Genomic DNA, 20562 nt, shown 5'->3' on the forward strand with positions numbered 1-20562 from the left:
TCGATTGGAACAGGATCAGCGACCATGCCGCGCGCCTCGATCCAGACCGCCCGTCCCGCCTTGCGGCGGCTGCCCACCCGCCCCAGTCGCGTGGTACAGGCAGTGCTGCAGCAGCTCTTACCGCTGGTGTTCCTTGGTCAGCGGCTGCAGCTGCAGAACAGCACAGCAGCGCAACGGCTGGTAGCGGAGTTTCTTGCACAGCAGAACGGCGAACGCAATCTGCTGATTGCCTTTCGCCATCCCAGTCCTCGCGATCCACTGGTGCTCGCCGATCTGTTCTGGAGTTGCGTTCCCCGGATGGCCGGACGGCTTGGTCATCCCTTGCCACGCAGGGTGTCGCTTCGGTTTCTTTACGACCGTGGAATCCCCCTGTGGGCAGGACCGGTGATCGGCTGGTTACTGCAGCGCAGCGGCGGCATCGCCATCCACCGAGGTCGATTGGACCGACCGGCCCTGAACCAGGCACGGGAAGCCCTGGCGCAGGGACGCCAGGCCCTGGTGGTTGCACCGGAAGGAGCCACCAACAACCTCTCTGGGGAGATGGCGCCCCTGGAACCGGGTGTGGCCCAGCTCGCCTTCTGGGCCGCTGAGGACATGGCCAGGAACCAGGACCCGCGATCGCTGCATGTCATCCCCGTGGGGATTCGTTACAGCTGGCGACGTCCGAATTGGACGGTTCTCGATGCCCGGCTCCAAGCGCTCGAGCAGCACCTCGGGGTTCAGGCCGTCGTCCCGGAGGATCGCCGCGAACGGCTCCTCTGCATCGGCGCAGCGTTGATCACGGCGCTTGAACAGCTTGAACGCCTCAAGGCCAATCCCGAACAACCTCTGGCCGATCGAATTGAGAACTACCGCCTGCATGGCTTGCAGAAGGCAGAAAGTCACTTCGGCCTTCGTGCCAGTGGCACACTTCAGGAACGCTGCCGCCGGATCGAGCAGGCGGCCTGGGATCGGATCTATCGCGAGAATCTCGAGCAGTTGCCGCCCCTCGAACGCAGCCTGGTGGACTGGGAAGCTCGCGAGGCCGATCTTCAGCTCACTCGCATGCGGCTGGTGGAGCATTTCACCAGCGTGAGCGGTCACTACATCACCGATCAGCCGGAGTTCGATCGCTTCGCCGAGATGGTGCAGCTCGTGGAGGAGGCCATCGGCTGGATCGAAGACAGGCCCTGGAGCGGATCACCCTGCTTCGGTCCCCAACGGGTGGAGCTCAGTGTCGGCGAAGCGATCCCCGTCGATCAACGCCGCGATGACTACCGGCGCGATCGTCGCCGGGCTGTTCAGACACTCATGTCGGAACTGGACGCTGAACTGGAACGTCTGATGCGCTCCACTGGCACGACTCCAGAGATCGGGGAGCCACCCTGAGCGCCTGATCGTCGGATTGCAGACAATTCAAGAGAGAGACGCCTTGCACGGCAAAGACCAATGTGTTGACCGGACATCAACAGCTGAAAAGACAGGTGCTCTTGCTGTCACCCCGACGCAAGATCTGTCTTGGAGACGGGTTTGAACAAACGATGCAGTGGTGTTGGGTGGGCTCTCATCTACGGCAGATGAGCTTGATCCAACCAGAACAAGCGACTTCCCATGCAACGCGAGACCCTTTGCAGTTGTCTCATTGGCGATCTCAGGACAACCCAATTCAGCCAGACAGATGCCGGATGCTCAGGACCCTCGCGATCAACGGGTGACAACAACGCTTCGAGCGGGGCACGAGCACTGCTCAGCGCCATTGAGGCGTGTTGTTTCACCGAGGTTGCCTGAGGAAAAACCTTTCAGCGAAAGGCATGCCGGAAACGTTCACAGTATCAATACTTGAATTAAGACTTCTCCAGTAGAACTGAAAATTTTGCATAAAACGGCTTACCTCACAATCCCGAAAGCGCGGCGTTGTATACAGAAAATTCAAGTCAACAAGCACAATAATCGATCTGATTACGTAACCCATCAAGACCCGTTTCAAGAGCTAACCATGAAAAACAGCTCCATCACGACAGACCAGTTGATCTGGGGAGCATTGCTGATGGGATGGATCTTTGGCGTCGCAACGATGCTGCTACTTGGTTACAACCCAGACAACTGCTTCGTAGGCATGTGATGAGTCAGCCAACTGTGGGCTCCCTCCACAACTGCTAGACGAGGCTTGCCCAGACAGCTGGATTCATCAGCACTTCGCCGAGGGCATCACTGAGCAGCATCCCTTCTTGGTGAAGAAGCAACCCATTCAACGTCTTTGCTCATGAACGTGAACAACCACATCGAGTTGAAACTCGAGCTACCCAAAGAAAACTGGGATACGGTGCTTCGGGCTCTTCAGGCTGCTCGGAAAGCGACAAACGACGAGGCTGAACAGCATCAGCTGGATAGGGCACATCAGTTGATTGATAACGCACTGAACGATTCGTCAACACAACAGCTGCTCAAATCGCCGATTGAGGTGCAGTCAAAGATTCCAATCCAGGTAAAGGTTGTGACAGGCGACTGGACATAAGGCTGCAATCTAAGCCAAGGCTGGCTCAGAGAAAAAGCGCAAAAAGCTCAACTCTCACGCAATCGACTTGATTCCCGCGCCGATGCCTTCAAGGCAATTCAGCGGTACTCTTGAGTGGCCAAGATCTGCGGAGCAAAGACTGTCATGGTTGCTGCCGCTAGTCTTAAGTTGTTGATGACCTCAAACGGTCCGCTTCAGAGACGCTGTTTGTCACCACGCAACATCAACCACCATCCAGCATGACTGACAAGAAAAAACTGACTCCGGATAGACTGATGCAAGCCAAAGCTTTTCTGGATAATGGCGTGATATCGAAAGATCAATTTATCGAAATGACCCATGGACAATCTGACTATGAGACAAATGATGATTCACAACAATTGCTTAAAATAATTGACAAGATCGACTCGATCGAGCAGCACTTACTGAAACTTGAATCCCTGATTTCAAAGCTCGACGAGAAAGTCAGCAACCAACGGTAGACGCTTCAACAAGCCAAGACTGATGCCGCAATATTTCTCCCATAAGATCAATGCCTTGAGTCTCTAATCTCAATGAGGGTACTGCCAGAAGAAGATGTTCTGATCAGGGAAGACATTAGATCAATGAAAACCCAGACAGGTCCATCCACGAAACCATACTACTCAAAAATGAAGGCTAAGAATCAGTATTATTAATCAACTCAATTGCCTCTTGGATAATCACTTTTTTGTTCCTGTCGAATAAATCCTGAACATAATTAGCAGCTGCCGCTGAACTTGCGAAAGGGAGAAACAGGTCAAGATCAGGGCTATATGCAAAACATGCATCAACCACTCTATAGTCGTTTTCTTTAGAAATCCGTTCCGCCAAAATATGAACAAGGTGAATACTGGGCAGGGGCAATGTGATGCTTACAGCGACTGTAACTTTTCCGCCCGACCACGTCCCATCCAACAGTCCTACCGCGAACCAGTTTGAACCTGGAATGTCCGAATGAAGTCCCTTGGTATCCATCGTCGTATTAACTGGCCATTTATGGAGTTGTTTCTCTATTTTAGTGACAAGGATAGTGTTTAAGGCATGAACCAATACCTTCTCCGGCAGCCAGCATTAGGGGTCATGGAGCACGAAAAAATACCTTCTGCAAAACAATATTTCAATCAGGTGAAACGGTTGAAGAACAATCGACAAGTGCTAAGTTCCAAGAGTCGCCAGTCATTCGATGCTCGAAGCGCCAGGGAGAGATTCTGAGCCATCCCGAGAAAATTTTGAAAAAGCAGTCGTGATGATGGCGGCATCAATCATCGAGTGGGTCAATCAACACTGTCTTGGATCTGAAGAGTCCGCTAGAATTGATGAAATAAACAGCAAAGAAAAATTACTTTCTCCTGCGATAGACCACTTGTGTCAATATGGAATCATGGGCGCAAGAACATCAGGTTTCATAGCATTAACAGTTGCAAACTTATGGTCCCAGAGTCAATACAGAGTTGGAAAGTATAAAAAGGAAAACTTGAAACAGCAGATGCTTTGGGTGATGCAGTCACCCCCTGTAGAGGCTGCGATTCTCGAAACGTTCAAGCCACTAGACAAAGAGGGCAAAAAAGATGCTCAGAATTTTGCAAGGGGTTCAGAAGCAATTATCACTACATTCGTGAACTGTGCATTGGAAAAGTTCTCCTCCCGTTTCAGCACTGAATCCAACAATTTTATTGAAAATCACCGGAAAGATTTAAGCAAACTCAAAGATTTTTTTCACGCAATCGATGAGGGCGGCTTAAGTTACTTAGCCAAAGTTCTCGAATTAACGCTGATAACAACGATGAACAGCGCATTATTCAATTGCGAACTGTCAGCAGAGCACTCCTTCTATTACGACTCAACCATTGAATTTCTAGTTGAAATTTTCGAGATTGAAAACACTCAGGAATAAATTTTCCAGCTGAGATCTCACGGCGCTGGGTGATGAGAGACACCTTCTCAGCGTTTGAGAAGTTTTGTGAGGCTTTCCTGCTACACAACCTATAACGGCTCCTCATCTGTTGAAGTGGCAGTCATATGAGAATCTGCTATGGGAAGACGCGTCGAGTCCAAGCAACTACTCGCAAGACGTCAAACGGAGGCTGCCGTCTTCTCAAGACTTGTACAGCTCATCTATTTCAGACAAAGCATTGCAGCTGAGTATCTGACAACCATCGGCCTCGGGATCAGCGATGTGCAGGCGTTTTGCTTGTCGTTCGACGAAAGTGAAGCGAAATCTCTGCGATGTCAACAAGCAATGACAAATCAGAAGTTGATTCATTAACCCAGCCTGACTTGAAGGCGACAACAACAAAAGGCCTCTTAAACGTGATAAACATCAACGCTTGCAAAGGGTGATTCCCTATTCGAAGCAAATTTGGAGCTCTTCACGGAAGAGCTGATCCGTATCTCCATCCAGCCCTCTCAGCACTAATGGATTAGTCATTCGATCGGACTTGGTCGATCGATTAACGATCAAGTCATCCACATTAAAGCGTCATCAAAAGTCCGCAAAACCGTCATCAGATCTGCCGCCATGCTGCAGTATCTGATCATTAATACCTGAGATCATTTCGAGTTTTTCATTCTCAGAGACCGATGATTTCTCGGCAACAAAGTGCACACGATTCTGAACTCAACAACATTGCAGAAGTCATTAACAACTGCAGGCAGCCCAGAAGAGTATTTGTTTCACTGAAGCCTGCGCGCATAAATGGCCGGACTGACCTGGCTGACCACTTGTCCATCATCGGTGACGAGTCGGCACGTCACACCGCGACCCATTGATTTGCTGCGAGCCATGGCATAAGCAGGGAATTCGTTCTCGATCTCAGCTTCGGTACACCAGATTGAATCGGTTGGACCTTGACATTGCACTTTGAACGACATGGATCCTGGTGCGTCACTGATTCTGGTTTGGCACAACATCTTTTCGACCTGACGTACCAACAGTGACATTTTTCGAATGCGGCCTGCAGCTGCTTGTCTGGCGCTGGTTGTGCAGAGGCTCCGGACATTCCCTTGGCACGGCTCTTGAGACCGGTCATGGTTCCGAATCGTTCGGCCTCTTCTCACCATGAATCTGCAAACAACGGGTCAACCGCTGGATTGATTCCTCCGTGCGACCACCTGCCATCAACTGGCGCACCCGTTGCTTGCAGGTTGCGAGCTCCGCATCGCGTCTGCTGTGAATCGTTCGCTCTGAGTGGATGATCTGAATGATCGACATCACTCCGAGCAGAGATCCAGCCGCAAGGATCAGCATCCATCCCCGGGAGAACGTTGGAGTTCCAGACCCCTTGATCTGACACGTCAACGATCTCAAGGGACCTGAACCAAACAGGTTTTTGAATCTGATCGGAGCCGGCATCACCTGGTCGCTAGGAAGGCAGCATCACCGAATGTTCAAGAACCTTATTGGTGATCAGGGGCTGCCGTTGCGTATGAGTGGCACATCGCCGTGACAGCCCTGAAGAAGCTGGGAAAGCCCACTGTCCTGTGATTAACGTTGGTCATTAAAACCTTTCAAAAAGACACGTCACTACTGGGGTTGCCCAGAAACTGTCGAGCAACGATGCATGACCGCGTTTTTTAGATGCTGATCACTTACGTGCTGTGCCTGATCGCAGGAGGCGTTCTCATTGCCCTGGCGCTTGATAGCGACGGAGACCTGAGCGGCGACGGCAGCGGCGGCAATCTGACGATTCTGTTCAATACTCCCTTCTGGTCGTTTGGGCTGTTCGGCTTTGGCTTCAGCGGCTTGCTGCTCACCTGGCTGGCTCCAGCAGGCAGCTGGCTGCCGTCCGGTGTGGTCGCCTTGGTGATGGGTGTGGCGATGGGATGGGTTGCTGCCTGTCTGCTCAGGCTGATGGCCCGCAGAGAGGCAGACAGTCTTGTGCGCAGTGAAGACCTGATCGGCCTTGAAGGCCTTGTCACGCTGGATCTCACACAACATGAGCGCGGTTTTGTCGAACTGCAGGCGCGAGGCAGCCTGATCCGCCGCCCGGCTGTCAGCGTCGAAGGCAGCATCACCAAAGGGGCCTCGGTCGTGGTTGTGGACAGCGACGGGCACACCCTCAGCGTTGAACCCATGTGATGGCAGAGCAGCCTGATCTTGCTAGGGGAAGTGCACAGCATTCACGCCTCCCATATGTCGGGCCCAACGCTGCGGACGCAGCCCCCAACTCCGGCCTTTCTACCCAGTAACCGAGATCAGTCCGAGATGATCGCCGGCGGAGCCATGGCCGTCTTCGTCGGCATCGCGATTCTCACGTTCATCTGTCGCTGGACGATTCGCATCTGCCGGCCCCAGGAGATGCTGGTCGTCACCGGTTCAAAATCACGCCAGGGCCAACAGGGCATGAAGGGTTACCGCGTCGTTGCCAACGGCGGATGGACCTTCGTCAAACCCATCCTTGAGACGGCACGTCGCATGGATGCCACTCTGCTTCCAGTCCTGGTGGAGGTTCGCAATGCCTACTCCAATGGCGGCACACCCCTGAACATTCAGGCGATCGCCAATGTGAAGGTGAGCACGGATCCGGCGGTCCGCAACAACGCGATCGAACGGTTCCTGGGGCGCGACCCCGCCGAGATCGTTCAGGTGGCCAAGGAGAACCTGGAGGGCAACCTCCGCAGTGTGCTGGCCCAGCTCACACCCGAACAGGTGAACGAAGACCGGCTTCGCTTCGCCGAACAGATCGCCGAGGAGGTGGGTCAGGATCTTCGACGTCTCGGTCTGCAGCTCGACACCCTCAAGATTCAGAGCGTCTCCGACGACGTGGATTATCTGAACTCGATCAGTCGCCGCCGCGTCGCACAGATTGTGAGAGATGCCGAAATCGCTGAAGCAGAAGCGATCGGACAGGCTGAACGGGTGGAAGCGGAGATGGAAGAGGTGGCGGAGGTGGTTCGCACCGAAGCCGAGACGGTTGTGCTGGAGAAAGAGAACGAGGTGCGCACCAGCGTTGCCCTGATGGAAAAAGAGGCTCGCTCCGAGGAGGAGCGCACCGAAGCCGCTGAACTGGAAGCCCGTGCCAAGGCAGAACAGCAGCTCCAGCAAGTGAGAGCGGAATTGGAACGGCTACGCCTCCGCGCTGAGGAAGTACTGCCCGCGCAGGCCAGTCAGAAGGCCAAGGAACTGCGAGCGCGAGGCACAGCCGCCGCCACCGCTGAAGACGTCAAAGCCAGCGCCCAGGTCAATGACCTGCTGACTCAGGTGTGGGACAGCGCCGGTAGCACGGCTGAGCTGGTGTTTCTGCTGCAACAGATCGAGATGGTGCTGGCCCAGGCGACCCGCCTGCCAAGCCAGCTGCATCTGAAGAAGGTCACGGCGCTCGATGGCAACGATGCCTCCTCCCTGGCTCACCTGATTGCGCTCAACCATGTGGTGGTGCGCCAGTTCTTTGTACAAGTGAACGAAATCCTCGGGATCGATCTGCTCGGAACCCTGACCAACACAAGCAAAGGAGATCACTGAATGTTTGTCGCCATCGGACTGACGGGAGCTGCCGGAATCTGGGCCTTTGTGGTGCTCCTGCGTCAGCTGTATTACATCTGTCAGCCCAGCGAAGTGCTGATCTTCGCCGGTTTGAAACGCACAACCGGCTCCGGCCAACGCGTTGGATATCGAACCGTGCGTGGCGGCAGCGCCCTGCGGATTCCGCTGCTCGAAGAGGTCATGCGTCTCGACCTCAGCAACATGATCATCGACCTGCGGGTCGATAACGCCTACTCCAAAGGGGGGATCCCGCTCAACGTCTCGGGGGTGGCCAACATCAAGATCTCGGGGGAGGAACCTGGTATTCACAACGCCATCGAGCGGCTGATCGGCAAGTCCCAGGACGACATCCGACATATCGCCAAGGAAACACTGGAAGGCAACCTGAGAGGTGTGATGGCCAGCCTCACGCCGGAACAACTCAACGAGGACAAGCTGACCTTCGCCCGCACCTTGCTGGAGGAGGCCGAGGACGACCTGCAGAAACTGGGTTTGGTGCTCGACACCCTTCAGATTCAGAACATCTCCGATGACGTTCGCTACCTCGATTCCATTGGTCGCAAACAGCTGGTGGAGCTGAAACGGGACTCGCGCATCGCCGAAGCAGAAGCCTCCTCACAGTCTGCGGTGAAGCAGGCCGAAAACGAACGGATCACCGCCCTGCGACGCCTCGACAAGGAACTCGCCATCGCCACCGCCAATGCCGAGAAGCGCAAGAAGGATGCCCTGACCCGCCGGGAAGCACTGGTGGCGGAGGTCCAGGCCGAGGTGGGTGCGGAGCTGGCTCGTGCCGAGGCTGAGCTACCGGTTCAGCAGGAACGGATCAAACAGGTGATGCAGCAGCTGGAGGCGGACGTGATCGCTCCGGCGGAATCCGAATGCGAAACGATGGTGGCGGACGCCAAGGGCGAGGCGGCCACCATCGTTGAGCAGGGCCGCTCCCAGGCGGAAGGTCTCCAGGAGCTGGTGGAGTCGCTCAAGCGCTCCGGGGATGACGCCAAGCGCTTGTTCCTGCTCCAGAAACTGAAGCCGTTGCTCACCATGCTCAGTGAAACGGTGCAGCCGATTGAGGTGGAGGAGGTCACCCTGATTGGTGAACGGGAGGGCCAGGTGAACCTCTCTCTGGCCACCCTGTTGCGCCAGTTGCAGGACAGCACCGGTGTCCGGTTGCTGAACAACGACTCCGACGCAGCCGCGAAGTAACGAGCCCAGCCTCTGATCTGCCATCAACACCATCTCCTTGAGACCATGTCACGCGCCACGAAACTGATCAGCCGTCTCGATCGTGCCCTGAGTCGTCATGAAAGCTTCGGCGACAACCCTGATGCCTTTGTCGACGAGCTCTTTGCCGACGTGGAGGATCTTGTCAAAGGGCTGGAGCAGAAATCAAAACCGGAGCACTGGGCAGAGATCTACGTGGAGCGCGACCGTGCCCGAATCAAACAGGGTGTGCTCAACCGTGTGATGGCACGCGGCTCAGAGTGAATCCTCCGGCGTGCTGCTGCCGGTGAGCAGATCCGGAGGCAAACCTCCGAAGGTCATCGCCAGATTCTCCGGTGTGAACACTTCGGAGGTGTCTCCGTAGGCGAGCACGGTCTTGTTGATCAGAACCACGAGATCGCAGAACTCCCTCACATGGCTGAGGTCATGGGTGGAGATCAGGATCGTGCGGCCTTCATCACGAAACTGCAGAAACAGCTGAGCCATGAGCTTCTCGGTGCGGACATCCACGCCGTTGAAGGGCTCATCCAGCAGCAGGACATCAGCGCGCTGGGCGATGGCCCGAGCCAGGAAGGCACGCTTGCGCTGTCCACCGGAGAGGCTGGCAAGGGGACGATCGCGCAAATCGGACAAATCCACCCGGGCCAGGGCATCGCGCACGGCCACCCGATCGGAACTGCGTGGCAGGCGCAACAGGTTCATGGAGCCATAGCGCCCCATCATCACCACATCCCACACCGACACCGGGAACTGACTGTTGATGCTCTCGCTCTGAGGCACGTAGGCCACGGCCTGCTGACGCTGGGCCTCCCGCACCTGACAGCCATTGATCCGAATGCGACCGCGGGAGGGCCTGACGAAGCCGGTGAGAGCCTTGAACAAGGTGGACTTACCGGCTCCATTCATCCCAACGAGGCCGCAGATGCAGCCTGCCGGAAGCGTCAGCGTCGCGTCATAGAGAGCAACGGTGCCGGAGTAATCGACGCAGAGTCCTTCCGCTTCGATTCGATTGATCAGCGTCTGCGCAGAGCTTGTGGGAGCGCCGGTACGCAAAAGGCTCTTCGTTGGATGAACTTGATCCATTCATAGCCGCCATGGCCTCCCAAACGCGATCAGCCATCTGGGCTGATCAGCATCACAGTCAGGTGTGATCTGGATCAACAAGCTGCCGGCCCAGGTTGAGGAAGGTGTGCTCAGGGGCCAGAGCGGCCTTCTGAGATCACCTGCTTCATCCTTCCCATGGCGTTCCATCCAATGAGGCCCCACCAAAACGGCGGCCACGGTGTTCCCCATGAGGCCGATCCTTCCGTGCTGAATCCTCGGGACGATCGACACAGCCAAGGAGGTGCGGATGCCAGCGACCACGAGGGCGAGTGCTGTCCGGAGGGCAGCCGTTTCATGGTGTTGTCGGCTGTTGATGAGATCTCACGCAGCCTCCCTGTTCACTCCATCGGTCCAGCGGATTACCAAAACGCTGCCGATGCGGAGACATTTTTCGGCCAGCTCCGTTCCTCAGGGGAGTTCGATGAAGAGCAGATCACCTTCGAAATCGACAACGGTTGGTTTGACGTTGACGGGTCCGACCCATCAGCGCGTTTCCAGCCCTTGTCCAGCCTGAACTCTCCCTACGCCTGGATGAGTCCTGCGGGGACGGGCGCAGACGGGAGAACAACAGGGATCCCCAGCAGCTTCAGTGGTGTTCACAACCCGAACGCCACTGCAGAAGGCACCGTCCGTTTCATGACGGCGGGAGGTGATTTCAAGGTTGATTTCAGCCTCAGCCAGATCGGTCATTACGGCGGACCCGATGAACCGGGACTCGCCCGCGAGACATCAAGCGGAAATATCGATCGAGGCATCAATGTCACCAGTGGTGTCGATGCTGTCAGCGGAACGGCATACGACCAGTTTCTGGAAGTCATACCGAGCGAATCAGCAGAGGGAAGCCTCGACGTCCGGTTCTCTGGAACCGACTTCTCAGGTGGAAGCTGGGAGAACCCTGTCTATGGATTTGGCTTTTACCTCATGGGCCGAGAGGACAAACGCAATGTGATCCTCGATGTCTACGACGTGAATGACAACCTGATCACGAGCGAGACAACCCATGGGTCAGGTGTGTCCGCGTCTGACGCCGCTGTGGAGTACATCGCTTTCCACGTCTGTGAAGACGAGGAGGATGTGGGACGTTTCGTCCTACGCGAGGAATTCGATGGAAGCCGCGATCACGGAGCCGATCGAGACATCTTCTCGATCGACAACCTGACACTGTTCACCCGGGCTGATGAGTCCGATCGTCCGTTTGAAGAGATCATCGGACCAGCTGTGATCAGAGATGAGCTGACTCACCACCACATCTCAGGTCGCCGTTCCAGCTGGACCGGCACCTCTGGACCTGATTCCTTCAACATCGACCCCAAAAGGGGTTTTGGCAAAAAGCAAGCTGACAGGATTCTCGATTTCGAGGGAGACGACGGAGATCTGATTCAACTGAGTTCTGAGTTGTTCGATGGGCGAACGGATCTGGAGATCGCCCGCGTCAGCAACCGCCGCGACATGAAGGCCATGAGCCGTACTGATGTCGATCTTGTGATCTGGGATCACCAACACAAGCCGATGTCGATGCTGATGGTGAATGGCAATGGAGACGAGAAGGGATTTGGGCATGGCAGTGGACTGGCCGCCATGCTGGAACGCCCCTCTGGCTTCGACGCGGACTCAGTGATGGTCGTGTGAGCCATCGATCGCGCCAGATTGGTCAGGACGGTGATCCGTCGGGGCCAAGACCCCGGCGGATCAGGTCGACGTTGTGGCGGAGCAGATCGAGCAGCGTCGGGGCCGGTCCCTCTGGGGATGAGAGGGAATCAACGTAGAAGGTGCCGCCGAACCGTGCCCCCGATGCAGCTGCGACCTCCCTCTGGGGCTGATCATCCACGGTGCTCTCACAGAACACAGCAGGGACCTGACGCTCCTTCACGGTGCTGATCAGACGCGCCATCCGCTTTGGCGTGACCTGACTTTCAGCGTTCACAGGCCAGAGATAGGCCTCATCCAACCCGTAATCCGATGCCAGATAACTGAGCGCGCCCTCGCAACTCACGAGGAGTCGACGTTGCGCTGGAATCATCGCGAAAGTCTCTTTCAATTCCTCGTCCAGCAGGCTCAGTTGCTCTTTGTAGGCCTGGGCATTGGCTTGAAACGTGGAAGCTCCCTCAGGATCCAGACGGGTGAACGCGTCGACCAGCCGGTCCACGTAGGCCATCGCCTGCTGGGGCGACATCCAGGCATGGGGATTGGGTTTTCCCGAATAAGCATCCTCGGAGATCAGCAGCGGTTCAATCCCATCCGTGAGCTTGACGGTGGGCACATCACCTGCAGCCGCCGTGAACCGTTTTGCCCACAGTTCCAGACCAAGACCGTTCTCAATGATCAGATCCGCCCCGCTGGCTCGTTCGATGTCGCTGGGGGTGGGTTGATACCCATGAATCTCAGCACCGGGGCGAACAATCGACTCAACCTGGAGACGGTCCCCTGCCACATTGCTGGCCAGATCCTTGAGGATCGTGAATGTTGTCAGAACCTTTGGCCTGGAGTCTGGTTGACGGGTCGTCGACGCACGTTGGCAGCCCGATAACGGAGCGAACAAAACCAGCGTGACGATGACAAACCTCAGAACATGTCGTTTCGACAAAGACGTGAACCGTTTCAATCCAACAGGGAGATCCAGAGCCCCATCATCGGAGGTGGCCCTGACCAGCCGGACCAATGAGAGGGAGTAATCACTGGCACAGGCCTCATTAGCCTCGGGTAAAAATCAGCAGTCGTGCGCAAGCAGCAACGGGCGGAGATCATTCTTCAGCGCCTGGACGAGCAATACCCGGAGACCCCAGTCCCTCTCGACCACAACGACCCCTTCACCTTGCTGATCGCTGTCCTGCTGAGCGCTCAGTGCACCGACAAAAAGGTGAACGAAGTCACGCCTGCCCTGTTTGCTGCAGGACCAACACCAGAGACGATGGCGGATCTTGAACAACAGGAGATCCTGGGATTCATTCGTCAGCTCGGTCTGGCCAACACCAAAGCCAAGAACGTCAAGCGGCTGGCGCAACTGTTGATCGAGCGGCACGACGGTCAGGTCCCCAGGAGCTTCAAGGCCCTGGAAGCCCTGCCAGGTGTTGGCCACAAAACAGCCAGCGTGGTGATGTCACAGGCGTTTGGTGTGCCGGCGTTTCCCGTGGACACCCACATCCATCGGCTTGCTCAGCGTTGGGGGCTCAGCAGCGGTGCCAACGTGGAAACAACGGAACGCGATTTGAAGGCACTCTTCCCGAAAGAGGCCTGGAACCGTCTGCATCTGCAGATCATTTTCTACGGCAGGGAATTCTGCACAGCACGGGGATGCGACGGTCGAGTCTGCCCCCTTTGCCGGGAGCTTTACCCAAACCGACGCAAGCCTGTGCTCACACAGAAAGCATGAAACCTGACGATCAGGCCAGTGCCTCTTCGGCGTTGGCCTGAATGGTGCAATCAGACGTCGGATAACTCACGCAGAGCAGAGCGAAACCCTGTCCGATCTGATCGTCATCCAGGAAGCTCTGGTCAGTCTGATCGACTGAACCACTGATCAACTTGCCCGCACAGGTGGAGCAGGCTCCAGCGCGACACGAATAAGGCAGATCGACACCAGCCTCTTCGGCGGCATCAAGGATGTATGCGTCATCCGCACACTCGAAGGAGGATCCACCCTCAATCGTGATCGTGTAGGTCGCCATCGTGTTCTTGAATCTGCCCGTGTCTTAGCCAGGGTCTGATTCAAAAGCACGGTCCATCCGCACCAGCAGATTTTCAAGTCCACGTCTCTGATCACGCACCACGAGATCGGCTTGCTGTCGCAAGGGATGAATGAACGCCCGCTCACCCGGCAGCATCTCGCGCAGCATCTGGCGAATGACATAACGAGGCGGACGATTGCGGTCGCGCACATCACGACGAAGGCGGCGATACAGCCGCAACGGCAACGACTCGTCGAGATAGACAAGACTGGCCAGCGGGCAACGTCCGACCAGCATCTGAGGCCCATAGGATCCTTCCACCAGAATCAGGTCATAAGACGGTGAAATGGGACGCCGATCCACACGTCGACATCGCATGTCGTATCGCCTCAATGACGTGGCCTGTCGGCGCCTTGCCTTGAGCAGATCAAAACCAAGAGCTTCGCAGTCGACAGCGTCAACGGTGTCGTAGCCAAACAGTGGATGGGGAGTCCAATCCGCTCGGTAGTAATCGTCGCAGGCGATTCGAAGCACGCCGATGCCCCTTTCAGAGAGGCGTACGTCCAGGGCAGAGGCAAAGCTTGTCTTGCCAGCCGCCGATGGACCACAAATACAGAAGACCGGCGCATCAGGGCGCATCTGGCCGGGGCGAACCTAGCGACTGGACCAGACTCAAGCTTCCAAAAAAGTAGCGGTTGATACTATTTTGTTGTACAATCTGAGAACGTTGGGTCTCCCAGGGAGGCCGCAGTCAGACCCAGGCCATGCAACGGGGGCCTGGGCATCAGACGGAGCGAACCATGAACACCCTGCACCTGATCAAATCCAGGACCATGCGCAGTCAGGCCCTGGAGCAAGCCCGCAAGCAGATGACCAGAGCCTTCAGCGCCATGGCCCACACAGACAAAACCCACTCCAACCTGGACAGGACAGATCTCGCACGACCGCTGGTCTATCGGGGCGTCAGCTACGTCAGCCAGGGCGACAATCAAGTGGCATCCCGAGGTCGAGAGCTCCGCTATCGCGGCGTCCGCTACGGCCTGTATTGACGTGCCGCCGCAAGGCCTGAGCTGAACAGTCAGCAGATCAACCCGCGACCGGATTCATCACCTGAACGGTGCATGGATCCGTTTTTATTTGCGACTCAGCCTGTGCCGTCTGACAAGGCCCTGGATCACCTGGGCCGAATTCCGCAGATAAACCCATTGCTGCGTGCGATGTTGCGATTGAAATCGCCAAGCACCGGAATCGACTGGCCCACTCGAAAAACTCGAAAAGGCCAATAAGGATTGGTATCGCAACGTGGACGATCGCAGGAACAGATGAACATCTCTCCTTCAAGACCCTTGCCCCGCCATTCAAGAAAAATTTCAGACAGAGGAAGATCCCGATCGACAAAGACTTTGGTCGCTGGTGTTTGCCCCCAAACGGCAGAGGTGGTTACCAAAATCGAACCAACGGCCCATGCAGCGATGGTTCTGACTTGAGGTCTCATCAACAAGCTGGACGCTGAGCGCAACGGTATCTGACGAACAAGATCTAGACGCCCGCTTGATCAGGAGATCAAACCCCAGCCAATGATTGCCTGCCTTCAACGATGATCCTGCAATTCAGGAGGATCATCACCTCGATACACAACGGCACGTACCTTGTCATCAAACCGCCGGCGAGCCAATTCCCAGGCCTCTTGATGGCCATGCGCCTGAATAGTCAGGGTTTGCAGATCACCATCAACAAGCAACACCAAGTCGTAGGGATCAAGCATTGGGTCGGTTGATACCACCCCTCTCTAAAGGATCTTCAAAGCTTCACCATCCCCAAAATGGGGGATTGTTCTGTGGGAGAAGCTGAAGCAGTCGGGAAGGGGACAAGCGCTTGAAGGACGGCGGCCATCAAAACGAGCTGAATAATCCAGGAGCCCTTCTTCATGGGATTGCCTGCGGCGTTTGATCCACCGTATGAACGGGAAATCGATGCGACATGAATGCCCTCTGAGGAAGGGCTAGGCCAATCATGAAAAGAGATTGAGCAACCAATCCAAATCAATCGTTGGCGTCGTTCTTGGGAACGAACGCTTGCGAGGCCGCAATCAAAAGGCCAGTGATCAGCAGAGCCGGAAGAATCACTGCGGGGCCACCGGGAGCCGTCTGAGACGCAAACAACAGCATGGAGTGTTTTGAAGAGCCATCTCAGGTTGCCAGAACCTGTGCAGCAGGGCACTCAACAACCAAGGATCACGGGAAACAGAAACAGCTCGCCCTGAACAACCGTCGGTCGCTCCATGCAGGCCTCAGCCCTCGAAACGCTGGCGTGATGACGCTCAACCACAGATCTCCCATGGCCTGCCTGCGAAAACGCTTTGCGAGGACGGATCATCGAAGCGCGCATCCATTCCTCAGCACGGAAAGCGGCGTAGGGAGAGCTGGAGGCCATGACGACTTAACTAGTACGACTGTTCTAGTGCAGATGTACTAGCGCGTCAAGATCGGCTCAGATCCCGCATCCTCCCTCGAATCCATCGCCACTCTCGAACTGCTCAGCATCCGCCGAACGCAACTCAGTGAGCCGCCTGAGCAGTTCAGGATTCCCAACGATGACCCTGCGACGCCCATCAGCGCCGGTGTAGGTCAGACGTCCCTCCCAATCGACGACAAGGGCCGTATTCGGCGTGACCGGTTCGTCGGCGTCCATGCCGAGATCTATGGCTGAAGAAATGATGACAGCTTCCGGGCGCGAGATGGTGTCAATTAAGTCAAATCACTCATGCCAGTCCCCAACCGAAGCGGTCCACTGGGACAAAGCGCCAATGCACCATGACCTCGTGCCCTTGGCCCCGTCGCAATGGCTGGCTGGGTCGACTCAAGGACTGGTGGACTCCACCGACCCGAACACTGATCAAACCCACGTCAAACAAGCTGAGTTCGCACGAAACCAGATTTCTTGACACCGTGATGCACGGTGGATTCTGGCTGTCCTGAGGCGCTCAAAAGCAGTCCTGCAAAGTCTTTTACACAGCTTTTCCACAATGCTTCACGGCTGTGATCCGTCTTGGGTCGACGCAAGTGAAGGCCCTCGCGGAAAACGAGCCGCCCCTGAGGACGACCCTCTGGACCGAATCCTCATCTACCCAACGGTTGCGCCTCAAAAGCCTCGTCGAGACAAGCGACTCAGAGAAAACGGACAAAAAACTGTCCTCGACGGTCAGTCCCTTGACCTTGTTCCAAGGGCAACAAGACATCTCGCTTGCTTGACAGAAAAAAGGCGAGTTGCGCGAGACGCCTGCTGCGATTGATCACAGCATGGGTGTGGAAAACCCAGTCATGATTAATTATTACCGACAACACCCAGGCGCCAGCAGCCCGAAATCTCTGCCTGGGGTGAACTGCTGGTCGATCAAACGCTTGGACTGGAGAGTGTCTTCCCCCTTTGCCGGAGCCCCTTCAAGTGGTTCCAGGCCTTGCATCCGGCCAGGCGGTGAGAGTTGGCTGAGAAACCCAGAGAGCTCGTTGCTCAGCAGGCTTCAGCGGAGGTAAGTTCAAAAAACAACTTGCCGTTGATGCAATAACCAGAGGATGGCTCTAACTCCCGATTTGATTATTGATGATGAAATTCGATATCTGATCACAAAATATGCAGCCCTTCAGGGCAACTCATTGTCGGTCTTCATCGACACTGAGGGACAATCGACGAGCTTTGGCAAGACCACTGCCGATGCATTGCCGATCAGCCGTGAAGGGGAAATATTTTTAACCACATTCATTGGCAATCTCAACCAAAAGCTAAATCTTAATCTTCAGGTTGTCAACAACGAAGCGACTGCAGATATTCGCTTCATGAACCATGACACAAGCCTCATGGAGAGCAATTCAGCCGGCACAAATGCTAAAGCCTGGAGATATCTCGGGAATCAATCCAACCCAAGTTTTGTCAGTATTGACTACAACGACATTTCGATCAATACGCGCTTTGGCAACGAGAGTACAAACGACTGGAAAAGCACCGCCATCCACGAACTTGGCCACGCCTTGGGGCTGGAGCATCCATTCGACGGGGGAGACGGGGATCAATACGGAACAGCCATCAGCACCTCAGTCGACCAGACATTGATGGCCTATGGCCGCCCAGCCAGCGGAGTTCAACCGACGACATACACAGCACTTGATATCGCGGCACTTCAATCACTCTGGGGAGCAGAAATCAACGACTCTCCTGTTCTCAGCGGCAGCCAAGCCCTGCTTTCAGATGGAAAGGAAGACGTCTTTTATCAAATCAGCGTCAAAGATTTACTTGAAGGATGGACCGATCCGGATGGAGATTCATTGCAACTTACAGGAATCAATCCATCTATAGGAACCTTAACCAACAGCGATGATGGTCTGAATTTCGTGTTCACGCCACCATCAAACTATCGCGGCCCTGTCGAACTGACGTACACCGTGAGCGATGGTTTCGGAGGCAATACGTCAGCCACCAACAGCTTTTCACTGGCGGATGTGAATGACGCGCCGGCCCTCACCGGAGCCAGAGCACTGCTTCCCACAGGACTCGAGGATGCCGCTTACACCATCAGCCGAGCACAACTCATCGAGGGATTCAGTGATGTGGACGGAGATCCGCTTTCTGTAGAAGAGTTCACCAGCTCCGTTGGTGAAAGCAGAAAAAATCCCGATGGAAGTTTCACAATTAATGCTCCCGAGAATTTCAACGGTCCCATCAGTGTGATTTTCATCGTTGGCGATGGGCGTGGCGAACGGTTACCAGCCAGCAATGAATTCACCCTTCAACCTCGCAACGACCAACCAGTCCAGACTGGTTCAGTGGCTGAGCTCACTACGGGGAGGCAAGGAAGACCCTATCGACTGAAAAACCGTGATCTTGTTAGCGGGTTTAGCGATCCAGACAATGACTCCCTCATGGCCAGAGGCTTAAGGTCTCGACAGGGAACATTCTTGAACAAAGGAGCTCGTTCCTGGAGATTCAAAGCCAAACAGGGATTTGTTGGTGATGTGGTGTTTCGCTATCTCATCGACGACGGACAGGGAGCAACAACAAAAGTCCGTCAGCAATTCACACTTGAAGCGAAAAACGTCCCAACCATCAAGGGGACGAAAAAGAACGATCGCCTGATCGGAAGGCGATGGAATGATCATCTTCTTGGAAAAAATGGCCGGGACACCCTCATCGGCGGGAAGGGTGACGACCGTTTGGATGCCGGCCAAGATGACGGCCAAAAACCTGATCAAGCCAAAGGAGGAAAGGGCTCGGATACCTTCGTGATCCATCCGAAGGGGCGCGTGCAAATCAAAGATTTCAAAACAAAGCACGATTCACTCGACCTCAGCTCCGTCCCTGGCTGGAGCTGGAAGATTGACGCTGGAAAGACCTCCATCTTCAACAACAACGGAGATCAGCTGGCGATCCTCTACAAAGCGCCGGACCTTTCCAACGCCACAGTGATCTGATCAGGCAACTGGCTCACAGGCGTAAACCGTGATGCCACCACGACGCTCTTTGAACTCCGGCCGATCAGGATCTTCAGCCCTCCACCACCAGCGTCCATCGGTGTAGCTCGGCGTTCCAGCATTGTTCGTGCGTGGCAACTGCAGCGTGACGCCTCGCCAATTGATCAGGATGCCGTCACCAGGCAGTGTTCCAGCAGCTGAGTTTGGAATGCCATCAGGAAGGCCGCTGATATCCACAGCACCTGATATGCGTCTGATGCTGAGCGGATCACCGTCACAGAGCCAGTCGGCCTGTACGGGAACAGCCAGGAGCAACAGCGTGAGGGCAGCGAACACCACATTGGCGATGCAATTCACGTCAAACTTGTTCAATGAGCCTCACCCTGATCTACGACGGCGGCTGCCCGTTCTGTCGTCATTTCGCACTCCGCAGTGAACTCACCAGCGGCATTCCTGATCTGGAAATCCGCGATGGACGTTCTGAACAGGCGTTGCGTCAGACATTGCGAAGCCGGGGAATGAATCTGGCGAACGGTGCTGTGTTGCTGGAAGGCGATCAGGCATGGCATGGCAGTGCAGCCATTGCAGAGCTCTCTCGCCGCATGGAGCCTGGAGACCCTTTGTTGCAACTGTTACAAAAGCTGTTCCAGGACGATGCTCGTACAACGCTGTTTTACCCGGGATTGCTGCTTGCCAGGCGTGTTTCGCTCGCAATTCGCGGCCTGCCGGAAGACCCCGATTACGAGGCGACATGACGTCCAGTGGCATAAAGGGACCGTCAGGGCCTACGGTTGACCCAAGTCCTACAGATTTGCTTAAGCATCGACTTCGATCCTGCCTTTCCTGATGCCCTGAGCCAGCACCAGCTCAACGCTCTGCTCAAGGCCGCAACCGAGGGGGCCTTGGCTCGTGAAGGTCGAGTCGATGAGGACGAACTCCTGAGAGCAGCCCTGTCAGCCTGGGCGGATCAAACCAAAGAGCTCCTGATGTGGCTGGAAAGCCAGGGAGATGAGGTGTCGCGCACCCGGACACCGAAACAGGTGATGGCTCTCGGGAGCCTGCGAACGCACATGGTGATGAGCCTGAAGGCTCTCAAATACGCCGAAAGCTGAA

At 55.6% G+C, this 20562-nt stretch carries 27 protein-coding genes; 15 read left to right on the forward strand and 12 right to left on the reverse strand.

Annotated features, from left to right (window positions below):
• Positions 1-24: 24 nt before the first annotated feature.
• The 4 genes from KR100_RS09420 to KR100_RS09435 all read left to right on the forward strand — a co-directional run bounded on the left by KR100_RS09420 (position 25) and on the right by KR100_RS09435 (position 2976).
• On the forward strand, positions 25-1368 hold the full coding sequence (locus KR100_RS09420) for a lysophospholipid acyltransferase family protein (RefSeq protein WP_038545139.1): 1344 nt from the start codon (positions 25-27) through the stop codon (positions 1366-1368).
• A gap of 607 nt (positions 1369-1975) precedes the next feature.
• Positions 1976-2101 carry a hypothetical protein gene (locus KR100_RS16940; RefSeq protein ID WP_255347476.1) on the forward strand — a complete coding sequence of 42 codons (126 nt, stop codon included), beginning with the start codon at positions 1976-1978 and terminating at the stop codon, positions 2099-2101.
• 141 nt (positions 2102-2242) lie between these two features.
• Positions 2243-2494, forward strand: a complete 252-nt coding sequence (locus KR100_RS09430; protein ID WP_038545145.1) for a hypothetical protein — start codon at positions 2243-2245, stop codon at positions 2492-2494.
• Between the two features lie 239 nt (positions 2495-2733).
• Positions 2734-2976, forward strand: a complete 243-nt coding sequence (locus KR100_RS09435; RefSeq protein ID WP_038545148.1) for a hypothetical protein — start codon at positions 2734-2736, stop codon at positions 2974-2976.
• Between the two features lie 175 nt (positions 2977-3151).
• Here KR100_RS09435 and KR100_RS09440 read toward each other — a convergent pair whose 3' ends face one another.
• Positions 3152-3490, reverse strand: coding sequence for a hypothetical protein (locus KR100_RS09440; RefSeq protein WP_156098012.1), 339 nt, complete (start codon positions 3488-3490; stop codon positions 3152-3154).
• A gap of 208 nt (positions 3491-3698) precedes the next feature.
• Between KR100_RS09440 and KR100_RS09445 the strand changes: the two genes are divergently transcribed.
• The gene (locus KR100_RS09445) at positions 3699-4409 is read left to right on the forward strand and encodes a hypothetical protein (RefSeq protein ID WP_156098013.1); all 711 of its coding nucleotides are present in this window, start codon (positions 3699-3701) and stop codon (positions 4407-4409) included.
• A 1131-nt stretch (positions 4410-5540) separates the two neighbouring features.
• Here the strand turns inward: KR100_RS09445 and KR100_RS09460 are convergent.
• Positions 5541-5813 (reverse strand): hypothetical protein, encoded by a 273-nt coding sequence (locus KR100_RS09460; RefSeq protein WP_156098014.1) that lies wholly within the window; start codon positions 5811-5813, stop codon positions 5541-5543.
• Between the two features lie 279 nt (positions 5814-6092).
• On the opposite strand from KR100_RS09460, the gene KR100_RS09465 reads away from it, so the two are divergent.
• The 4 genes from KR100_RS09465 (at position 6093) to KR100_RS09480 (ending at position 9482) form a co-directional block, all read left to right on the forward strand.
• Entirely contained in the window at positions 6093-6593 is a 501-nt protein-coding gene (locus tag KR100_RS09465; protein WP_038545165.1) for an NfeD family protein, read from the forward strand.
• Between the two features lie 126 nt (positions 6594-6719).
• Positions 6720-7976 carry a flotillin family protein gene (locus tag KR100_RS09470; RefSeq protein WP_239420305.1) on the forward strand — a complete coding sequence of 419 codons (1257 nt, stop codon included), beginning with the start codon at positions 6720-6722 and terminating at the stop codon, positions 7974-7976.
• Positions 7977-9200, forward strand: coding sequence for a flotillin family protein (locus KR100_RS09475; RefSeq protein ID WP_038545171.1), 1224 nt, complete (start codon positions 7977-7979; stop codon positions 9198-9200). It abuts the gene before it with no gap.
• 45 nt (positions 9201-9245) lie between these two features.
• Positions 9246-9482: a hypothetical protein gene (locus tag KR100_RS09480; protein WP_038545175.1), complete on the forward strand. Its 237-nt coding sequence runs from the start codon at positions 9246-9248 to the stop codon at positions 9480-9482.
• Here the strand turns inward: KR100_RS09480 and KR100_RS09485 are convergent.
• A complete protein-coding gene (locus tag KR100_RS09485; protein ID WP_239420456.1) occupies positions 9474-10235 on the reverse strand; it encodes a metal ABC transporter ATP-binding protein in 762 nt (253 codons plus the stop codon). The two genes, KR100_RS09480 and KR100_RS09485, sit on opposite strands and share 9 nt — an antisense overlap.
• A 237-nt stretch (positions 10236-10472) precedes the next feature.
• Between KR100_RS09485 and KR100_RS09490 the strand changes: the two genes are divergently transcribed.
• Positions 10473-11951, forward strand: coding sequence for a hypothetical protein (locus KR100_RS09490; RefSeq protein ID WP_038545178.1), 1479 nt, complete (start codon positions 10473-10475; stop codon positions 11949-11951).
• Between the two features lie 22 nt (positions 11952-11973).
• Here KR100_RS09490 and KR100_RS09495 read toward each other — a convergent pair whose 3' ends face one another.
• Complete coding sequence (locus tag KR100_RS09495; protein ID WP_369793843.1) at positions 11974-12861, reverse strand: metal ABC transporter substrate-binding protein; 888 nt, start codon at positions 12859-12861, stop codon at positions 11974-11976.
• 177 nt (positions 12862-13038) lie between these two features.
• Here KR100_RS09495 and nth point away from each other — a divergent pair, with 177 nt between their 5' ends.
• Complete coding sequence (nth, locus tag KR100_RS09500) at positions 13039-13692, forward strand: endonuclease III (RefSeq protein ID WP_038545181.1); 654 nt, start codon at positions 13039-13041, stop codon at positions 13690-13692.
• Between the two features lie 10 nt (positions 13693-13702).
• Here the strand turns inward: nth and KR100_RS09505 are convergent, their stop codons facing one another.
• Together KR100_RS09505 and KR100_RS09510 are read right to left on the reverse strand one after the other, a co-directional pair.
• Positions 13703-13987, reverse strand: coding sequence for a 2Fe-2S iron-sulfur cluster-binding protein (locus KR100_RS09505; protein ID WP_038545184.1), 285 nt, complete (start codon positions 13985-13987; stop codon positions 13703-13705).
• A 24-nt stretch (positions 13988-14011) separates the two neighbouring features.
• Positions 14012-14626 carry a hypothetical protein gene (locus KR100_RS09510; RefSeq protein WP_038545187.1) on the reverse strand — a complete coding sequence of 205 codons (615 nt, stop codon included), beginning with the start codon at positions 14624-14626 and terminating at the stop codon, positions 14012-14014.
• Between the two features lie 161 nt (positions 14627-14787).
• Between KR100_RS09510 and KR100_RS09515 the strand changes: the two genes are divergently transcribed.
• Complete coding sequence (locus tag KR100_RS09515) at positions 14788-15036, forward strand: hypothetical protein (RefSeq protein ID WP_204207672.1); 249 nt, start codon at positions 14788-14790, stop codon at positions 15034-15036.
• Positions 15037-15161: 125 nt separating this feature from the next.
• Here KR100_RS09515 and KR100_RS15945 read toward each other — a convergent pair whose 3' ends face one another.
• The 5 genes from KR100_RS15945 to KR100_RS09525 all read right to left on the reverse strand — a co-directional run bounded on the left by KR100_RS15945 (position 15162) and on the right by KR100_RS09525 (position 16678).
• The gene (locus tag KR100_RS15945) at positions 15162-15482 is read right to left on the reverse strand and encodes a hypothetical protein (RefSeq protein ID WP_156098016.1); all 321 of its coding nucleotides are present in this window, start codon (positions 15480-15482) and stop codon (positions 15162-15164) included.
• A gap of 96 nt (positions 15483-15578) precedes the next feature.
• Positions 15579-15734, reverse strand: coding sequence for a hypothetical protein (locus KR100_RS15950; RefSeq protein ID WP_204207673.1), 156 nt, complete (start codon positions 15732-15734; stop codon positions 15579-15581).
• 295 nt (positions 15735-16029) lie between these two features.
• A complete protein-coding gene (locus tag KR100_RS16945) occupies positions 16030-16155 on the reverse strand; it encodes a hypothetical protein (RefSeq protein ID WP_255347477.1) in 126 nt (41 codons plus the stop codon).
• A 52-nt stretch (positions 16156-16207) separates the two neighbouring features.
• A complete protein-coding gene (locus KR100_RS09520) occupies positions 16208-16420 on the reverse strand; it encodes a hypothetical protein (RefSeq protein ID WP_038545191.1) in 213 nt (70 codons plus the stop codon).
• Positions 16421-16477: 57 nt separating this feature from the next.
• Positions 16478-16678 carry a hypothetical protein gene (locus KR100_RS09525; RefSeq protein WP_038545194.1) on the reverse strand — a complete coding sequence of 67 codons (201 nt, stop codon included), beginning with the start codon at positions 16676-16678 and terminating at the stop codon, positions 16478-16480.
• Between the two features lie 881 nt (positions 16679-17559).
• Between KR100_RS09525 and KR100_RS09540 the strand changes: the two genes are divergently transcribed.
• Positions 17560-19449: a cadherin-like domain-containing protein gene (locus KR100_RS09540; protein WP_081858901.1), complete on the forward strand. Its 1890-nt coding sequence runs from the start codon at positions 17560-17562 to the stop codon at positions 19447-19449.
• Here KR100_RS09540 and KR100_RS09545 read toward each other — a convergent pair whose 3' ends face one another.
• Positions 19450-19821 (reverse strand): hypothetical protein, encoded by a 372-nt coding sequence (locus KR100_RS09545; protein ID WP_369793790.1) that lies wholly within the window; start codon positions 19819-19821, stop codon positions 19450-19452.
• Between KR100_RS09545 and KR100_RS09550 the strand changes: the two genes are divergently transcribed.
• Complete coding sequence (locus tag KR100_RS09550; protein ID WP_038545206.1) at positions 19821-20204, forward strand: DCC1-like thiol-disulfide oxidoreductase family protein; 384 nt, start codon at positions 19821-19823, stop codon at positions 20202-20204. The two genes, KR100_RS09545 and KR100_RS09550, sit on opposite strands and share 1 nt — an antisense overlap.
• 36 nt (positions 20205-20240) lie before the next feature.
• Positions 20241-20561, forward strand: coding sequence for a hypothetical protein (locus KR100_RS09555; RefSeq protein WP_239420306.1), 321 nt, complete (start codon positions 20241-20243; stop codon positions 20559-20561).
• Position 20562: the final 1 nt, after the last annotated feature.

This window comes from Synechococcus sp. KORDI-100 (assembly GCF_000737535.1).
Classification (GTDB): domain Bacteria; phylum Cyanobacteriota; class Cyanobacteriia; order PCC-6307; family Cyanobiaceae; genus Parasynechococcus.